This is a genomic window from Marinomonas sp. ATLA20 (assembly GCF_057180105.1).
This window is the reverse complement of the sequence record NZ_JBXUKU010000002.1, coordinates 178,131-194,517: the sequence shown is the minus strand read 5'-3', so window position 1 is coordinate 194,517 and position 16,387 is coordinate 178,131. Positions and strand designations below refer to the sequence as shown.

Annotated in this window: 16 protein-coding genes; 7 read left to right on the top strand and 9 right to left on the bottom strand. The window is 45.0% G+C overall.

Annotation, left to right across the window (positions count from 1 at the left end; translation table 11 throughout):
• Positions 1-76 precede the first annotated feature (76 nt).
• On the bottom strand, positions 77-1,312 hold the full coding sequence (locus tag AC2A4J_RS05295; protein WP_484175212.1) for a cystathionine gamma-synthase family protein: 1,236 nt from the start codon (positions 1,310-1,312) through the stop codon (positions 77-79).
• Between the two features lie 193 nt (positions 1,313-1,505).
• Here AC2A4J_RS05295 and AC2A4J_RS05290 point away from each other — a divergent pair, with 193 nt between their 5' ends.
• Positions 1,506-3,341, top strand: coding sequence for an ABC transporter ATP-binding protein (locus AC2A4J_RS05290; RefSeq protein WP_484175211.1), 1,836 nt, complete (start codon positions 1,506-1,508; stop codon positions 3,339-3,341).
• Here the strand turns inward: AC2A4J_RS05290 and AC2A4J_RS05285 are convergent.
• Positions 3,309-4,223, bottom strand: a complete 915-nt coding sequence (locus tag AC2A4J_RS05285; protein ID WP_484175210.1) for a DMT family transporter — start codon at positions 4,221-4,223, stop codon at positions 3,309-3,311. The genes AC2A4J_RS05290 and AC2A4J_RS05285 overlap by 33 nt on opposite strands.
• 110 nt (positions 4,224-4,333) lie before the next feature.
• Between AC2A4J_RS05285 and AC2A4J_RS05280 the strand changes: the two genes are divergently transcribed.
• Entirely contained in the window at positions 4,334-5,203 is an 870-nt protein-coding gene (locus AC2A4J_RS05280) for a LysR family transcriptional regulator (RefSeq protein WP_484175209.1), read from the top strand.
• Positions 5,204-5,232: 29 nt separating this feature from the next.
• Positions 5,233-6,588 carry a multicopper oxidase family protein gene (locus AC2A4J_RS05275; protein ID WP_255826390.1) on the top strand — a complete coding sequence of 452 codons (1,356 nt, stop codon included), beginning with the start codon at positions 5,233-5,235 and terminating at the stop codon, positions 6,586-6,588.
• Between the two features lie 67 nt (positions 6,589-6,655).
• On the opposite strand, the gene AC2A4J_RS05270 is transcribed toward AC2A4J_RS05275, so the two are convergent.
• From AC2A4J_RS05270 to AC2A4J_RS05260, 3 genes are all read right to left on the bottom strand, one after another.
• Positions 6,656-7,480 (bottom strand): DUF2076 domain-containing protein, encoded by an 825-nt coding sequence (locus AC2A4J_RS05270; protein WP_255826392.1) that lies wholly within the window; start codon positions 7,478-7,480, stop codon positions 6,656-6,658.
• A 241-nt stretch (positions 7,481-7,721) separates the two neighbouring features.
• The gene (locus tag AC2A4J_RS05265) at positions 7,722-8,063 is read right to left on the bottom strand and encodes a DUF6172 family protein (RefSeq protein WP_484175208.1); all 342 of its coding nucleotides are present in this window, start codon (positions 8,061-8,063) and stop codon (positions 7,722-7,724) included.
• Positions 8,064-8,181: 118 nt separating this feature from the next.
• Positions 8,182-9,255, bottom strand: a complete 1,074-nt coding sequence (locus tag AC2A4J_RS05260; protein WP_484175207.1) for a zinc-binding metallopeptidase family protein — start codon at positions 9,253-9,255, stop codon at positions 8,182-8,184.
• Between the two features lie 114 nt (positions 9,256-9,369).
• Between AC2A4J_RS05260 and AC2A4J_RS05255 the strand changes: the two genes are divergently transcribed.
• From AC2A4J_RS05255 to AC2A4J_RS05240, 4 genes are all read left to right on the top strand, one after another.
• Positions 9,370-10,386 carry a LacI family DNA-binding transcriptional regulator gene (locus AC2A4J_RS05255; RefSeq protein ID WP_255826398.1) on the top strand — a complete coding sequence of 339 codons (1,017 nt, stop codon included), beginning with the start codon at positions 9,370-9,372 and terminating at the stop codon, positions 10,384-10,386.
• A 163-nt stretch (positions 10,387-10,549) separates the two neighbouring features.
• Complete coding sequence (locus AC2A4J_RS05250) at positions 10,550-11,509, top strand: sugar kinase (RefSeq protein WP_484175206.1); 960 nt, start codon at positions 10,550-10,552, stop codon at positions 11,507-11,509.
• A gap of 15 nt (positions 11,510-11,524) precedes the next feature.
• A complete protein-coding gene (locus tag AC2A4J_RS05245; protein WP_484175205.1) occupies positions 11,525-12,502 on the top strand; it encodes a 2-hydroxyacid dehydrogenase in 978 nt (325 codons plus the stop codon).
• Between the two features lie 136 nt (positions 12,503-12,638).
• Entirely contained in the window at positions 12,639-13,214 is a 576-nt protein-coding gene (locus AC2A4J_RS05240; protein ID WP_255826404.1) for a DoxX family protein, read from the top strand.
• Between the two features lie 81 nt (positions 13,215-13,295).
• Here AC2A4J_RS05240 and AC2A4J_RS05235 read toward each other — a convergent pair whose 3' ends face one another.
• The 4 genes from AC2A4J_RS05235 to AC2A4J_RS05220 all read right to left on the bottom strand — a co-directional run bounded on the left by AC2A4J_RS05235 (position 13,296) and on the right by AC2A4J_RS05220 (position 16,365).
• Positions 13,296-13,958 carry a hypothetical protein gene (locus AC2A4J_RS05235; protein ID WP_255826405.1) on the bottom strand — a complete coding sequence of 221 codons (663 nt, stop codon included), beginning with the start codon at positions 13,956-13,958 and terminating at the stop codon, positions 13,296-13,298.
• A gap of 42 nt (positions 13,959-14,000) precedes the next feature.
• Positions 14,001-14,822, bottom strand: a complete 822-nt coding sequence (lepB, locus tag AC2A4J_RS05230) for a signal peptidase I (protein WP_484175204.1) — start codon at positions 14,820-14,822, stop codon at positions 14,001-14,003.
• Positions 14,823-14,866: 44 nt separating this feature from the next.
• Positions 14,867-15,109, bottom strand: coding sequence for a hypothetical protein (locus tag AC2A4J_RS05225; RefSeq protein ID WP_114411221.1), 243 nt, complete (start codon positions 15,107-15,109; stop codon positions 14,867-14,869).
• A gap of 356 nt (positions 15,110-15,465) precedes the next feature.
• Positions 15,466-16,365 (bottom strand): LysR family transcriptional regulator, encoded by a 900-nt coding sequence (locus tag AC2A4J_RS05220; RefSeq protein WP_484175203.1) that lies wholly within the window; start codon positions 16,363-16,365, stop codon positions 15,466-15,468.
• Between the last annotated feature and the right edge of the window lie 22 nt (positions 16,366-16,387).

Below are 16,387 nucleotides of genomic sequence, written 5' to 3'. Positions count from 1 at the left end.
CATAATACAGGAGTTGACACTAACAGTCCTATTGAAACGTTAATGTATTCCATCGTATTTTTCATTTTGCTCAAAGTTAAGCCAACTCTGTTTCTAATGAAGTAAGTGCCCTAACTTGTTCAAACGCCTGCTGTAAGTCCGCAATTAAGTCTTCAGTGTCTTCAATCCCCACAGATATCCGCACTAAACCTTCTGAAATTCCCAACGCCAAACGCTCTTCTAACGTGTTTTCAACATGACTCGTGGTTCTGGCTGGCCCATAAATAGTTTCTACTGCCCCCAAATTACCCGCACAATGCGCGTACTGTAATTGCGGCAGTAACACCTTCACCGTATCCATACCACCAACTAGGACAAAACTCACAATCGCTCCAAAGCCTCGCATTTGCTCACAGGCAATAGCATGATTCGGATGACTGACCAGCCCTGGGTAATTCACCGCTTCAACCAAAGGTTCCGTTAATAAGTATTCTGCAATTGCTTGTGCGCTGCTTTGTTGCTGACGCATTCGCAGTGCCAAGGTTTTCATGCCACGAATAATCAAATAAGCCGAAAACGGATCCAATGACGCACCATTAATTTCTCGATAATGACGAACTTTAGTCATTAATTTTTCCGAGCCACAGACCAAACCGCCCATGGCATCGGCGTGACCACTCAAAAACTTGGTTGCACTATGTACTACAATATCGACACCTAACGCCAAAGGACTTTGATTCATTGGCGTCGCAAAAGTGTTATCTGCAATCACCAAGGCGCCTACTTTTTTAGCCGCCGCCACAAGGCGCTTTACATCAACAATTTTCAACGTCGGGTTAGTTGGCGTTTCCAAATACAAGACATCGCAACCTTTAGCGATTTCGGCTTCTATTTGCTCGTGGCTGTGCGTTTCACAAAGCGTCACGCTCACACCCATGCGCGGTAAAAACTCTTCAAAAACTTTATTGGTGCCGCCATAGCTGTCTTTCGTCGATACCACGCGGCAGCCATTCGATAAAAAGGTATACAGCACACCGCTGATCGCCGCCATGCCCGTACTAAAGGCCACCGCCGACTCGGCATTTTCTAAACCGCAAATTTTTGCTTCTAATGTTTCTACGGTTGGATTGCTCATGCGGCTATAAATAAAACCGGGGGCAGCACCCAAAGCAACGTCGTACCATTCATCAATATCTTGGTAGCCATAAGCGGCACTCGCAACAATCGGAGTTTGCGTCGCACGATATGGATGCTCAACTTGTTCGCCGCTCCACACCGAACGCGTTCCACTTCCCGCCTGATCAAAGGTAGGCTTCGCCACTTTATTACTCATTACACATCTCTCACGCTCAACAACTAAACAGCCATTACAGACTCAATTAGATTCCACTATAGCCAAATGAGGAAAACGCGAGAAATCATCTTATCAAGCACTAAGGGTCGGTTTTTTTAATGGATAAAACGTCAGCAGAATGACTTATACTATTCGTTCCTCTACATGTATTTCATAACGTTTAAGGCCTTTAATGAAACCTGCCGCTTCGCCAAATAATACTGTCGATAAAAATATGCTTGGCGTGTTTCGCTACAGCCGTCGCGCCATTGATTTGGTCTGGAAAACTTCCCCAGCGTTAACCATCGGCTTGGCCATGGCAACTCTAGTTGCCGGTGTCACGCCAGCCGCCATGGCGTATGTGGGACAGTTGATCGTGGATGCGGTTGTTGCCGCTATGGAAAGCTACAAACAAGACCAAGTCTTGCATTATCAAACTGCTCTAAGCTACGTGTTATTGGAAGGCATTTTGGTTTTGGTCATTGCTGCCGCGCAACGCGCATTAACCGCTCAGCAGGCCATTTTACAAGGTTTATTAGGTCAAAAAGTCAACTTACTGATCTTAGAGAAAGCCCAAAGCCTAACACTCTCGCATTTTGAAGATTCAGAATTTTACGACAAATTAGTTCGTGCTCGCCGTGAGGCCTCCAGCCGCCCGCTTGCTCTGGTGAATAAAACCTTTGCCCTGCTGCAAAATGCCATTACGTTATCCAGTTTTGCAGTCTTGCTGTGGCATTTTTCACCGTGGGCTCTGGCGTTATTAATTTGTGGGGCTTTGCCTTCTTTTATCGCCGAGGCTAAATTTTCTGGCGATGCCTTTTTGATGTTTCGTTGGCGCTCCCCCGAAGTGCGCCAGCAAAACTATTTAGAAACCTTGCTCGCTCGGGAAGACAACATCAAAGAAGTTCGTCTGTACCAACTGGGCGACCGCTTTTTGCAACGCTACACCGAAATATTCATCAAGCTATTCAGAGAAAGTAAGCGACTGATTTTGCGCCGTGAAAGCTGGGGCTTCGCCCTTGGCGTGATAAGTACCTTGGTGTTTTATGGCGCCTATGGCTGGATCGTCAGTGACACCATTATTGGCGCGATTACTTTGGGTCAAATGACCATGTATTTACTGTTATTCAAACAAGGTCAAAGCTCTGTTTCCGCATCACTTACTTCTATTAGTGGCATGTACGAAGACAATTTATACCTATCCAACCTCTACGAATACCTAGAACAAGAAACACCGCTTTCGACTTCTGGTCTTACGAAAGGACCCATTCCAAACGATGGTATTCGTTTTGAAAACGTCTCTTTCCAATATCCAGGCAATGAAAAACCCGCACTTGCCAATATCAACTTACACATTCGCCCCGGCCACAGCCTCGCGATTGTCGGTGAAAATGGTTCAGGTAAAACCACACTAATCAAACTATTAACGCGACTGTATAACCCAACACAAGGGCGCATTTTGCTAGACGGTTTGGATTTGCTGGAATGGGAAGAAAGCGCACTACTAAAACGTGTTGGGGTGATATTCCAAGACTTTGTGCGCTATCAATTTATTGTTGGTGAAAACATCGGCGCTGGCGACAACGACAGATTTAACGATCAAACCGGCTGGAAAAAAGCGGCCGAACTTGGCAAGGCCACCGACTTTATTGATGAGCTGGAACAAGGTTACCAAACCCAACTTGGCCGCTGGTTCCGTGGCGGACAAGAATTGTCTGGTGGGCAATGGCAAAAAATCGCTTTGGCACGCGCTTTCATGCGCGAAGACGCCGATATTTTGGTGTTAGACGAACCAACAGCGGCAATGGATGCTCAGGCCGAAGCCAATATTTTCCAGCATTTCCAAGAACATACCAAAGACAAAATGGCGATTCTGATTTCACATCGTTTCTCCACTGTGCGTCTCGCGCACGAGATCATTGTCATGGAACATGGGCAAATTAAAGAACGCGGCACCCACAATTCACTATTAGCGCAACAAGGCCAATACGCCCATTTATTTACCTTGCAGGCGCAAGGTTATAAATAGTGATAAACGCTTTTCTAAACTCATTGCCAGCACGCTCAAAACAACAATGCCGCCGCCCAGTAGCACCAAAGCAGAAGGTAATTCATTCAAAATAAACGATGCCATCACCATGGCGGTTGGCGGAATCAAATACAACACAATGGATATTTTACTCACCTCCGAATGCGACAACACATAGGCCCATGCCACATACGCCAAAGCACTTGGGAAGATACCCAAAATCACCACAGCAACATTCACCTTAAAATGGGAAGCCTGCATCGAGTTCAATAAGCCTGGAGAAAATACCAACAAAACCACTGTGCCAGTCCAGACTGTATAACACACCATGGTTAATGTGCTGTAACTCTGCGAATAGCGCTTTTGCAGAATGAAATACACACTCCAAGAACAAGCTGCCACCAAAATCAACAAGCCATTCAGGCTAAAATTGCCGATGCCTTTATCGCCAATAACCACAATCAGCGCACCAATCATACCAATCAATACACAGCTCCAGCGCCATGCATTTATCCGCTCATTTAACACACAGCGCGAAATAATCACGGTGAAAATCGGTGTCGATTGCGCTAACACGCTGGCAGCTCCCGCACTCACGCCACGTTGGCCAAAATTTAACGCAATGTGATGCAAGGCCACGGCAAAAAAGCCAAGAACAAACAACAAGGGAATATCCTTAACTTTAGGTACTTGTACTCCCTGACAAATCGCCACTATTCCCATAAAAATCGAGGCAATAATAAAGCGTAATAATGCTAGCTGACCGGGGGAATAAGACACAAGTCCGATATGAATGCCAATGGGTGAGTACGCCCAACACACCACCACAAACATCGCTGCAATAAACAGCTTAGCCTTCACCGCCATATTCACCTTTTGCATATATCGTCCTTTTTACATTCACTCACCACCAAAGAAGAGGGTAGTATTAAGAGAAAGGCGTAATACGACAATTAACGAATACTGCATCCAGTATTCACTTGGAATGAATGATGGAACTCGCTCAAATTCGAATGTTTAAAATGGTTGCCAATCTTGGCAGTGTGGCGCAAGCGTCCGTTGCATTACACTGCGTTCCTTCTAATGTCACGGCGAGAATTAAAGCCCTGGAAACAGAGCTAAAAACCACCTTGTTTTACCGAGAAGGACGCGGCTTGCGCATTACGCCAGCTGGAGAAGTATTTCTAACCTATGCGGATAAAATTCTATCGCTAACCGAAGAAGCCAAGCGCGCGGTTGACCCAACGTCAGAGCCATCTGGCCCACTGCGAATTGGTGCCATTGAGTCTTCGGCAACCAGTCGTTTACCGCCTATGCTGACAAAGTTTCACACGCAATATCCGAACGTTGAACTGCAATTTAAAACCGGCACTTGGTCACAACTTTTAGACGATATACAACATCACAGACTGGATGGTGCAATTGTCGCCGTTGATATTGACCGATCCTTTGTAGACAGTACGACGTTCTTCAATGAAGATCTGGTGCTTATTTCCTCTGCCTCTGCTGATCCCATCAAATCTGCAAAAGACATCGAAGGAAAAGCCATTTTTATGTGGCCAGAACCTTGCCCATATCGAGCTGCACTAGAAGCATGGCTGAGTAAAAACAAGGTAAAATCGCCCATCAGCAGTATCGCCAGTTATGGCACCATTATTGGCTGCGTTAGCGCTGGAAGCGGCATATCTCTGGTTCCCAAAGGTGTCTACGAGCAATATCAATCGGGCATGGGATTAGTTGGCTATGAATTCGCAGAACTAGATACGATTGAAAACCGCTTTGTTTGGCGTAATGATGGTGGTCATTTTCCAGCGTTAGAAGCCTTCACCCAGATGATTCAACAGAGCATCCACAGCGCCTAATCACCAAGTAACTCACAGGAAAAACCGTTTTGAACCGACGTAACTTTATAAAATCTAGCCTTTTAGTCGCCATGAGCAGTTCACTGCCGAGAGTCGTTCTTGCCGCTACGCCTTCTGCTGGTTTCGACTATGAATTAATCGTCGAAGCGGCCGATGTGAATATCGTATCTGGCGGCAGCACGCCAGCACTTTGCTTTAATGGCGGTTATCCGGCACCTGTGATTCGCGCTAAGCAGCATCAGCCCGTACGTATTCGTGTGATCAACAAGTTAAACGAGCCGACGACAATCCATTGGCATGGCATGAGAATCCCGATTGCCATGGACGGCGTGCCGTTTTTAAGCCAACCGCCTATCATGCCCGGCGAAACCTTCGACTATGAGTTCACGCCACCCGATGCAGGCTCTTTCTGGTATCACCCACACATGAACAGCGTCGAACAGCTTGGCAAAGGCTTGGTTGGCGCATTGATCGTAGATGAAGCTGAGAAGCCAGACTTTGATGAAGATCTGGTGCTTTGTATGAAGAACTGGCACATCAAAGACGATGGTTCTTTCACCGCTTTGACGACGCCACAGAATGCCTTTCGCATGGGAACACCCGGTCGCGTCATGACCATCAATGGTGAAATCCATCCAACTTATGAAGTCCCTGCTGGCGGAGCGATTCGAGTACGCTTGTTAAACGTCGATAACACAGTGATGTACCAAATAAATTCAACCGATCCAGCCGCTCAGATCCTTGCTATTGATGGCAACCCAATTGCAGAGCCCACAGCGTTAACCAATCACATGGCCGCACCGGGGATGCGCCTTGATCTTGGTGTAATAGCTCCGAGCAAGGTCGGAGAAACTGTCACCTTTAAACACAAGAACAAGCCAATGGTGACCATCAAAGCCGTGGCGAGCCAACTTAAAGACCGCGGTTTACCTAAGCTGCCACTCAACCCCATCCCTGCGCTAGATTTAGAGAACGCGGAAACCATTAAATTTGCGTTTGAATGGAACGCCAACATCACGCCGATAGAGAAAGATGGCAAGGTGAGCTACAACTTCTGGACGATGAATCGCCGTTCTTGGGAAGGCATGTCAAAAGGCCATATTCCAGATCCTCTTGCCACATTAGAGCGTGGTAAAACCTATATTTTCGAGCTGTCGAATTTGACCCAATATCACCATCCGATTCATATCCACGGTCATACTTTCACAGTTTTGAAATCGAACAAAAAAGCCATTACACCATTCCATTCGGATACCGTCTTGCTGGGTCAGAATGAAACCGTACTTGCTGCCCTAGTAGCCGATAATCCGGGGCGTTGGATGTATCACTGCCATATCATCGAACACTTAAAGACAGGCTTTATGAGCTTTGTTGAAGTGACGTAAAACAGACAATAAATACCAGATCAATTAGACAAAAGTTGATCTGGTATTTATTAATCAGTACTCATAACTAAATAAAGTCATCGCTACCAAAATCATCAAAGCCGCCCATATCGTCGAACCCTCCTTGATCAAAGCCGCCTGAATCAATATCGCTTTGATCCATATTGGCTTGGTCGAATCCGGCCTGCCCAAAGCCTCGGTTAGGATCTAAACCATCACTTGATTGATCAAAACCTGCCTGACCGAATCCACTTTGGTCTGCGCTACCGCTATCGGCAAAGCTGTCCTGCCCAGCATCTGATGCAGGTCCAATATCAGAAGCCGCAGGTGTTTCGTTAATAACATTGGCCATGTCTGCTTCGGAGTGATGGCTAAACATGTTCATCAACATATTACCAACCACCATACCACCAGCCACACCAGCAGCGGTTTGCAAGGCGCCACCTAAAAAGCTACCAGCACCGGAACGACCTCGACCAACACTTTGCGATTGACTGTCAGCTTGATTCCTTGATTGTTGCCCTCTTGTCTGTTGGTTGCTTGATTGACCAAAGCTTTGTTGAGAGCCATTACCTCTCCCCCAACCTGAACCTTGTTGAACAGATCCTTGAGAAGAAGCCTGCTCGCCACCAAATAGCCCAGATAAGAAACCGCCAGAACTAGGCTTAGCTGATACATTACGCTCCAGTTCTTCAACACGAGCATTTAACTGCTTTAACGCAGCCTCTTGCATAATAATCGTTTGCGCCATGTAGTAAGGCGCTGCGGGATTCGCCACGAGATGTTTATTAATCTGTGCTTCTGCTGCTTTGTCTCGCTCACCAGTGTTTTTCTCTGCCGTATTAATACGCTCAAACAAACTATCAATTAAACCGTTTGCGTCGTTACTCATGTTCTTGTCTCCAACTAAAAATAGTCAGCAGGCAAATGAAAAAAAGAGGCCTGCGATCTCTTAATGATAAGGCTAGGGAATGCGCGAACAAGTGATTAAAGAGTCAGGAAAAAGGAAACAAGGCTTGAAGGAAGATTGAGATTTTTACTTAATTGGATTATCTAAAGAACAACAAACAAAAACGCCAGATCAAGCGAGCTTGATCTGGCGTTTTTTAATGTCAGTAACCTAGTTGCTGAGCTTAGAGCTCTTCGTCGCTTTCTAGGTTTTCTATATCTTCATCTTGCTCATCAGTCGCATCACGTTTTGTGCGTTGTGCTGGTGCGGCTAGAATTTCAAGATAGAACTCAGTCCATTCTTGGCTTTCAGCAAAGCTAATTTTTTCATTAATTTGAGCGACATGAATCTCTTCAGCAAGCGCTTCTGTTTGACCAAAGCGACAATCAAATCCCCAAAAGTCAGCGTATTCTGGCAATTTTTTATTGCGCTCTCTTTTTAGATACTTCTTAACTTCGTTCTTTGTCGCTTCAATTAAACGTGGGTATTTGATGGTTGGATGAGATAGTTTAAATGTCTTTTTCATTGGGATCCTAAAGGATTAAAAGTCAGGAGACGTTGTTGCATGCTCCAATTGCCGAGCATGATAACGGATCGACTTATTTGCCGCCATGGATAAGTCGATAAAATCTCTGCCACGCAAATTATTCTGCCGTATAAGATCGCAACAAACGATGAATAAAAGCCAACTTCTCCCGCACCGCTGGAACCAAGACAAAAGGATACAAATCCGGCTGCCCCATGCCACGGTTCAAGTTGTTTACAGCAAACGTTAACGGCACATATTGCGCAAGAATATCGTCGAAATTATCGTGTCGATAAGGGTCGATATTCACCATCACAGCAAGGTTCTGGCGATTCGCCCCTGCGGGCTGAAGACTCAAACCAAAATCGCTTGCCATCTCTAAAGTATCGACAATATGCAGATAATGCGCCCATGTTTCTGCCCAATCTTCCCAAGGATGAGAAGAAGCGTACACACTCACAAAAGACTGCTGCCAATCTGGATTGGGCGCTTTGTAATGTGCTTCTAATGCATCTGCATAACTAACCGTTTCATCGCCAAAAACAGATCGAAAGTCAGCCAAAACCTGCTCATCATCAAACACCAACCAATCCCAATAATAATGGCCAATTTCATGACGAAAATGACCAATTACGGTCCGATAGGATTCTTGCATGTCTTCGCGCATTTGCTCACGGTCAACCGAGTTGCCTTCTGCGGCATTAATCGTCACCTGTCCAGAAGCGTGGCCTGTCATTGCGCTCACATCTTCTGGCACCACGTTATTTTCAGAAATAAAATCAAACGATAAACCGTCTTCTGGTTCTGTTTTTTTACTCACTAAAGGCAAGCCAAGGCGCAGCAGAGAATACACCAAGCGATGCTTAGCAAACTCCAGTTGTTGCCATGCCTGACGTTCTTCAATTTTCTCTAAATTCGGAATATGGCGGTTCAATTCACAAGCCATACAAAACGTACTGCCGCCCTCTTCCACCATCCAGTTACAGACTTGATGCTGATGGTTTTCGCAGTAATACCATCGCTTTGCGGGAATGGATTTGTCCGCCATAGCATACCAAGCATTATCAACTGACTTTAGCGCACTAATCACCAACTGATCAGGCAAAAAACCCAACGAAGAGGAACATTGCTCACAGTGAGTGTTTTCGAATAACACCGTTTGTCCGCATTGCTGGCAGCTAAAAATTTTCATAAAACTCCTGCTATTAAAAAAATGTCTATAATTGCGCCCTGCTAGGATCATAGTTTACAGTACGTCAAATAACCTACTCTTATACCCACTAAATACAACTATTGAGACGACACATTGCTGAAGAAAAATAACAAGAGCTTCACAACGATTTCAGACGTTGCAAAATACGCCAAAGTGGGTAAGACCAGTGTTTCACGTTACCTCAATGGGGAACAAGACAAATTATCAGATGAGCTACGAGAAAAAATTGCGCAAGCCATCACTCACCTAGATTTTCGTCCTAACCATTCGGCCCGAATGCTCAGAGCGGGACACTCAAAACTCATCGGTCTGTTACTCGCGGATGTGACTAACCCCTATTCCATCGATGTACTGCAAGGGATTGAACATATTTGCCGTCGCGAAGGCTACATGCTGATGGTCTGTAATACTGACAACAAAGAAGATTTACAGGACAGCTATTTATCCTTACTCGAAGCTCACCGAGTCGATGGCATCATCGTCAACACTGCTGGCATGGCACAAAAACAAGTAAACAATTTAAAACGTCTATCTTGCCCTTTGGTATTGGTTGATAGAATCAATACGTCTTTAGGGTTCGATACTATCGGACTCGACAACGAAGCCGCCGCAAACGATGCGTGCGAGCACTTACAAGCCAACGCTTACGAATCCATCTTGGTGGTGACCGAATCCATCGCGATTGATCCTCGCCAAGCAAGGGTCGATGCGATCCAAGCCTTCATAAAAGAAAACGACAACATTACGTGCGATGTCATTGAAATTGAAAAGATGAGCGTTAGTTTGTTAGTCAAGGTCATTGAAGACTTCATCGCCGCTCACCCAAAGCGCAAAAAAGCCATATTCACCACCAATGGTGTCGCTATGATGAGTACCGCGAAAGCCTTGAAACAGTTAGACATTCGTATCGGCTCGCAAATAGGCTTAATCAGCATAGACGACCCAGAATGGGCTCAATTGTTCGAAGGCGGTATTACCGTCATGCGCCAGCCAACGCAACTCATAGGTCAAACCGCTTGCGAGCGATTGCTTGCTAGAGTTCAAGGCAACAACGAAGCCCCACAGCACATAAAGCTCAAAGCCGAACTCGTTATTCGTCATTCCACCTAGCGCCTTTACAAAAAAACATTTAAATAAAAATTATATGATTAAAAAACAACCATATATTTTTTTAAAAGCAATTCACAAACCCTATTCATGGAATCGATTCCATGATACTTTCATCGAATACTATTTGACCTCCATAAACACAAAAACCTCAGGGGCAATCTACATGCAAAATAATCAATCACATTCTTTTGTCACACTTGGCGAAGCCATGGCTATGTTTGTGGCCAAAACACCAGGCCAACTTGCTGACATTGAGGAATTCCACCGCTCTTTAGCTGGGGCGGAAGTTAACGTTGCTATCGGTATGGCGCGTTTAGGCTTTGAAGCCAGCTACATCAGTAAAGTAGGCAAAGACAGCTTTGGTCAATTTATCCGCCAAGCGATTAGCAAAGAAAACATTCGTACCGATTGGATTTCTGAAAGCGCCAATCACGCTACTGGTTTTATGCTGAAAACCAATGTCACCGATGGCAGCGACCCTAAAGTAGAATACTTCCGTCGTAACTCAGCGGCTTCAACTTTAAGTACAGCAGACATAGACAGCGCACTATTTAAAGCCGGTACCCATTTGCATCTAACTGGCATCTCGATAGCAGTATCTAGCACCATGCGTGAAGCGACAAAACACGCCTTAAGCCTAGCCAAAGAACACGGCTGCAGCGTGTCTTTTGACACCAATTTACGCCCTACTTTGTGGCCTGATGAAGCCACTATGATTGCGAATATTAATGAATTTGCCTTTGCCAGCGACATTGTTTTGCCAGGTATAGAAGAAGGTAAAATCCTCGCGGGTAGCGATCAACCAGAAGAGATTGCTGACTTTTACCTTCAACATGGCGTCAAAACGGTTATAGTTAAACTCGGTAGCCAAGGGGCATACTTCAAAACCAATACAGGTGAATCAGGAACGGTTGCAGGCTTCCCAGTGGAAAAAGTGGTCGATACAGTGGGCGCTGGCGATAGCTTTGCCGTTGGCGTAATTTCGGCATTACTCGATGGTAAAACCATGGAGCAAGCTGCTCGTCGCGGAAATCTGCTAGGCTCTTTAACGGTACAAGTTCGTGGTGACAGTGAAGGTTTACCAACTCGCGGCACCCTAGACAATTTGGAAGTAGGTAATTAAAGAAGGGCTCGTAGAATGAAAAAGAAAGTCATTTTATACCGAGACATTCCAATACAGGAACGCCAACGGCTTGAAAAAGAGTTCGACGTCATTTTTTTTGATGGTATTAACGAAGACAACCGTAGTGCTTTTTTAGGTGCTCTTGCCAATGCAGAAGGCTTAATAGGCACCAGCACTAAAATGAGTGCAGAGCTATTGAGCCTTGCACCTAGGCTCAAAGCCGCATCGACGATTTCCGTTGGCACAGATCTATATGATTTGAATTACCTCACCGAGCGTGGCATTCCCTTAATGCACACGCCAGGCGTATTAGACGAAACCACCGCCGATACTATGTTTACGCTGATCATGTGTACTGCAAGACGTGCTGTTGAATTATCTAACATGGTGCGAGAAGGTCGCTGGAACAGCAACATAGGTGAGTCGCTTTACGGCACTGATGTACATGGAAAAACCCTTGGTATTATTGGCATGGGCCGCATTGGTTATGCCATCGCCAAACGCGGACATTTTGGTTTTGACATGAAGATCCAGTACAGCAACCGCAGTCGCAAACCAGACGCAGAGCAAGATCTAAACGCTACTTACATGGACATGGAAGAACTACTCAAAACATCCGATTTTGTTTGCGTGATGACGCCATTAACCGCGGAAACTGAACGATTAATCGGCGCAAAAGAATTCGCTATGATGAAGCCAAATGCCATTTTCATTAATGGGTCTCGTGGCAAAGTTATTGATGAAGCAGCGCTTATCGACGCTCTCAGTAAACGCACCATTCGCGCTGCGGGTTTAGATGTCTTTGAAGTCGAACCTTTACCTGGCGACTCACCGCTTTGCAAACTGGACAATGCGGTGCTTTTCCCACACATAGGATCAGCAACGGCAGAAACACGTCTTGCTATGATTACCTGTGCAGTCGACAACCTGATCAATGCACTCAATGGTGATATCTCGCAGAACTGCGCCAATCAACATTTGTTAAGTAGATAGCCTTTTGGCTATCTACAGCCCCATACCTACTCTATTTCTCCTTCTAAGAACAATAACTTGACCAAAGTCAGCAGCCATAAAAATGACTAATGCTACTCTTTCACTTATGGAAACCACTATAGTCGAGAGGGATAAAATGTCTAACTTACCGGTATTTAAAAACGAAAAAGATCATCTTTATTTGCCATTTATGAGCAGCTTCTATAATGCCTTCGCTCAACCATTTGGCTGGGCGCTGTTCCGCATTATTATCGGCGGCATGCTGGTTGTGGAAGGCTGGCCAAAAATCATTGCTCCTTTTGCTCAAGTGGGCTTTGTGGAAAACCTAGGCTTTTATCCAGGTTGGCTTTGGTCACCCATGTTAGCTGGCATGCAGTTCTTTGGTGGTATGTTCATTGCCGTGGGATTAATCACCCGACCAATCGCAATCGCGAACGCGGTTATGTTGGCCATTACGTTATGGTTCCATGCTGCTCACCCTTATGGCGACGCTTTATTAACTCAAGCTGGTATAGACGCACTAAACGCTGGAAGTGACTTCTTCACACAAAATGGTATAAAACGTTTGGCTGATGGCGGTGGCGCGTTTCTTTCTTCTGTACAACTAAAAGCAGAACTGGCTTCTATCTTCTGGACTGCTGGCGCCCTATTACTTGCCGCGTTTGGCGGGGGCTATTTCTCGCTAGACCGCCTGTTTAAGAAACAGTTCTAAGGCTTTATTCCATAAAAAAGGAAGAGATGTATACCACCTCTTCCTTTCATTAACTCTTATTCTGTCTTTCTAAATAAAAAACTAAAGCACAACCATCTTGTCTTTTAGTTCAGAAAAGCCAAGCTCATCTAAACTCTTAGATACGTGATTAAAGAACGTCGATTCTTTATCGCCATCCCCGCAATGATGTAACATCACTAAGGTACGATTAACCACCCCAATCAAGTTCCCCTTCAATACAGTTATTAGGGGTTCACTCAATGTCATATCCGTATCAAGCGCGCGAACCAAAAGGTCGTATTTATTCAACCGACATTCTACATACGGTTTACAAAGGTCCCAGCGTTCAGCATCAATGAGAAGCTCATCCAGTGAAGAAAATACCTTCTCAGCCAATGACTTGTCGATTTGAGAGTAGCGCTCGAATGTAGCAATAGCATCATCGCAATCTAGCGCTCGGCAAATAGAGACATAATCGCGAAAAAAATCAAAGCTCTTTGTTTCTTCGAACAAGCGTAGCGCTTCATTTTTTCTCACTTCTAAATGGATTTTGGCCTCAGGCAGTTTATTCCCAAGAGCAGCCCATTCAGACAAACAATAAGACGCACGAATGCCACTTAATGAAATATCTTCAGCTAAGGCATGATCGAAGAAATACTCGTATTGGACTAGAGCTTCCGAGTATTTTTCTTTTTTTGCTAATTCTCTTGCTTGGGTAAGAACGTCCCTAATATCACTACTCATTTAATTTCCTTATGTTGAGTCTCAAAATTGTATTTGAACCTCTTACAGATTAATCTTGTTGCCCAGACGACTAAACTCTTTAGAAAGCCAAATATAAGTCACTTTACCAATAATATCAGACTCAGAAAAAGCCCCCCAATAGCGACTGTCATTACTGTTATCTCGCCAATCACCTAAGACAAATACTTGCCCTTCTGGCACCACAGTTTCGGACATAGACATAGAGACTTCGTTGCGTCTAAAGCGCTCATCAACTGAAGCAATAAGCTCGGGTTTACCGTTTAATATCACTTGGCCATTTTCAATAGCCACTCTATCATTCCCTAGGGCTACCACTCGTTGAGTAAACAAGGTTTGTCTGTTATTTGGATAACGAAACACCACGACATCACCCACGTTTAAAGACAATTTTTTTGTATCAACAGCAATGTAATCGCCAGGCTGAAGCGTCGGCATCATAGAACGGGAGGGAACCTGATAAAGCTCAAAACCCAACAAGGCACCACGAGACGAGATAAGCGTTTGACCAAGAAACAAGATCAAAGCCAGTATAATCAGGTAGCAATACCAGCGGTTATAAGGCTTCAGTTCGTAGGTTTTATTTGCCAAGGCAAGTCTCACAGCACTGAGCATGGCATACAAATAAAGGCACAGTAAAAAGGCTATGAAAAACCAAATACCATAGGCAGTTGAAAGCCAGCCAAGCTTACCAAATACAAATAACCCACCAAATTGTAGAAAAAACAGCCATAACCCTTTTTTCAAATTCCCTGCATACACATGTCCAAATCCCGGCGATAAGATCGACAACATCAAGGCCCAAATAGGGCTTCTTTTCTTTACGTTTTGCTTCCCTTCAATCATTAATAAAGCTCTTCTTTATCAGCTTATACTTTACCTGCGCCCCGTTATAAAACCGAACGAAATCGAGAAAAACGCGCGGCATCAATAATTGACCAAAGATGTAAAATTCCGCCAACTAACCACATAAAGAACAAAATCACCGTTGCCCCTAATGCATAGCTCACAAAGACGGTTACAAAAAAGAACAGCGCCATAAAGATACGTCCCTGCACCAACTGACCTAATCCAGGAATAAAAACATTACAAAGTGCAGCAATCACATTGCCACCTGAACCTTGACCAGACATAAGAGCTCCCATCATAAAACCACTAAAAAATTAAGAATAAGGACAAAACAGATAAATGAAAAGCAACTTCCATTACCAGGGAAGATGCGAACAAGTCCTCTTGTCTCAGCATGTGGATAAAAGCCTGTTGTTCGAGGAGAGTGCCGAATGTGAATAGTGGTTCTATTTTCGAGGTGCTCAACAAAGAATACAGGCTTTTAGACCATGCCCTGCGGGTCTTTCAGAGCTTACTATTAAAAATAACAGGCCACATATCGTTGCGACTCTTTGAAAGGTACCTACATTCCTTCAGAGTCGCGCCTTATTTGACGATTTCTCTGAAAGACTGAGGCTTAGTAGACTTATTCGCACCTTCCCTAAAAATACGCTTTCTTATCCTGATAGGCTTGTTTGATGTGCTCTATCAATAGCCTCAACTTTTCCGGAAGGTATTTAGTAAAAGGGTAAATAGCGTAAACGCCCAGTTGCCGGGGTTGGTAATCCGGTAAAATGGTGACTAACTTGCCTTGCTGCAAATCTTCATACACACAGCAACGCGGCACATAGACGATCCCAAAACCAGCCAAGGCAGCCTTGCGTAATGCTTGGGCGTTATTCGTGGCGAAACTACCGCTGATGCGTACACTTTCTTCAATGTTGTTTCGAGTAAAGCGCCAATCAAACGAGCCTTGGGCTTGGTAGGTGTAAGCTAAGCAATTATGATCTTTAAGTGCTTCTAAGCTGCTGACGTCACCACGACGCTCGATGTAACTTGGCGAGCAACAGACTACCCAATTTGATTGAATCAAAGGCTTGGCAATTAGGCTTGAATCTTCCAACTTGCCGGTTCGAATCGCCAGATCTAACCCCTCGCCAACCAAATCCACAAAATCATTTTCAAGACGCATATCCACGTTGATATTGGGGTATTTCTGACAAAACTCCGCCACTGCTTCCGCCAATAGCAACTCGCCAGATATCGTCGGCACGGACATTTTTATTGTGCCCGTTACCCCTTGGCTAAACGCCGACACCGAAGCAATGGCATCGCTCACTTGGCCTTCAATATTTTTGGCGTGAACGTATAAGCTCTCCCCCGCTTCGGTCAAACTGAGCCGTCTTGTGGTGCGATGAATCAACTGAGCACCAAGATCTTGTTCCAGCTTGCTGATGCGTTTGCTCAACGCTGGCGTCGATAGACCCGCTTGCTGCGCTGCTTTATTAAACGAACCCGCATCGGCAACGTTCACGAAAAGCGTTAAATCGGCTGCGTTCAATGTCGTGCCCCTTTTTTATTAA

What these genes read in the sequence shown, in the direction of transcription:
- AC2A4J_RS05295 (WP_484175212.1), bottom strand. Translation starts at nt 1,312, where the DNA reads ATGAGTAATAAAGTGGCGAAGCCTACCTTTGATCAGGCGGGAAGTGGA.
- AC2A4J_RS05290 (WP_484175211.1), top strand. Translation starts at nt 1,506, where the DNA reads ATGAAACCTGCCGCTTCGCCAAATAATACTGTCGATAAAAATATGCTT.
- AC2A4J_RS05285 (WP_484175210.1), bottom strand. Translation starts at nt 4,223, where the DNA reads ATGCAAAAGGTGAATATGGCGGTGAAGGCTAAGCTGTTTATTGCAGCG.
- AC2A4J_RS05280 (WP_484175209.1), top strand. Translation starts at nt 4,334, where the DNA reads ATGGAACTCGCTCAAATTCGAATGTTTAAAATGGTTGCCAATCTTGGC.
- AC2A4J_RS05270 (WP_255826392.1), bottom strand. Translation starts at nt 7,480, where the DNA reads ATGAGTAACGACGCAAACGGTTTAATTGATAGTTTGTTTGAGCGTATT.
- AC2A4J_RS05265 (WP_484175208.1), bottom strand. Translation starts at nt 8,063, where the DNA reads ATGAAAAAGACATTTAAACTATCTCATCCAACCATCAAATACCCACGT.
- AC2A4J_RS05260 (WP_484175207.1), bottom strand. Translation starts at nt 9,255, where the DNA reads ATGAAAATTTTTAGCTGCCAGCAATGCGGACAAACGGTGTTATTCGAA.
- AC2A4J_RS05250 (WP_484175206.1), top strand. Translation starts at nt 10,550, where the DNA reads ATGCAAAATAATCAATCACATTCTTTTGTCACACTTGGCGAAGCCATG.
- AC2A4J_RS05245 (WP_484175205.1), top strand. Translation starts at nt 11,525, where the DNA reads ATGAAAAAGAAAGTCATTTTATACCGAGACATTCCAATACAGGAACGC.
- AC2A4J_RS05240 (WP_255826404.1), top strand. Translation starts at nt 12,639, where the DNA reads ATGTCTAACTTACCGGTATTTAAAAACGAAAAAGATCATCTTTATTTG.
- AC2A4J_RS05235 (WP_255826405.1), bottom strand. Translation starts at nt 13,958, where the DNA reads ATGAGTAGTGATATTAGGGACGTTCTTACCCAAGCAAGAGAATTAGCA.
- lepB (WP_484175204.1), bottom strand. Translation starts at nt 14,822, where the DNA reads ATGATTGAAGGGAAGCAAAACGTAAAGAAAAGAAGCCCTATTTGGGCC.
- AC2A4J_RS05225 (WP_114411221.1), bottom strand. Translation starts at nt 15,109, where the DNA reads ATGTCTGGTCAAGGTTCAGGTGGCAATGTGATTGCTGCACTTTGTAAT.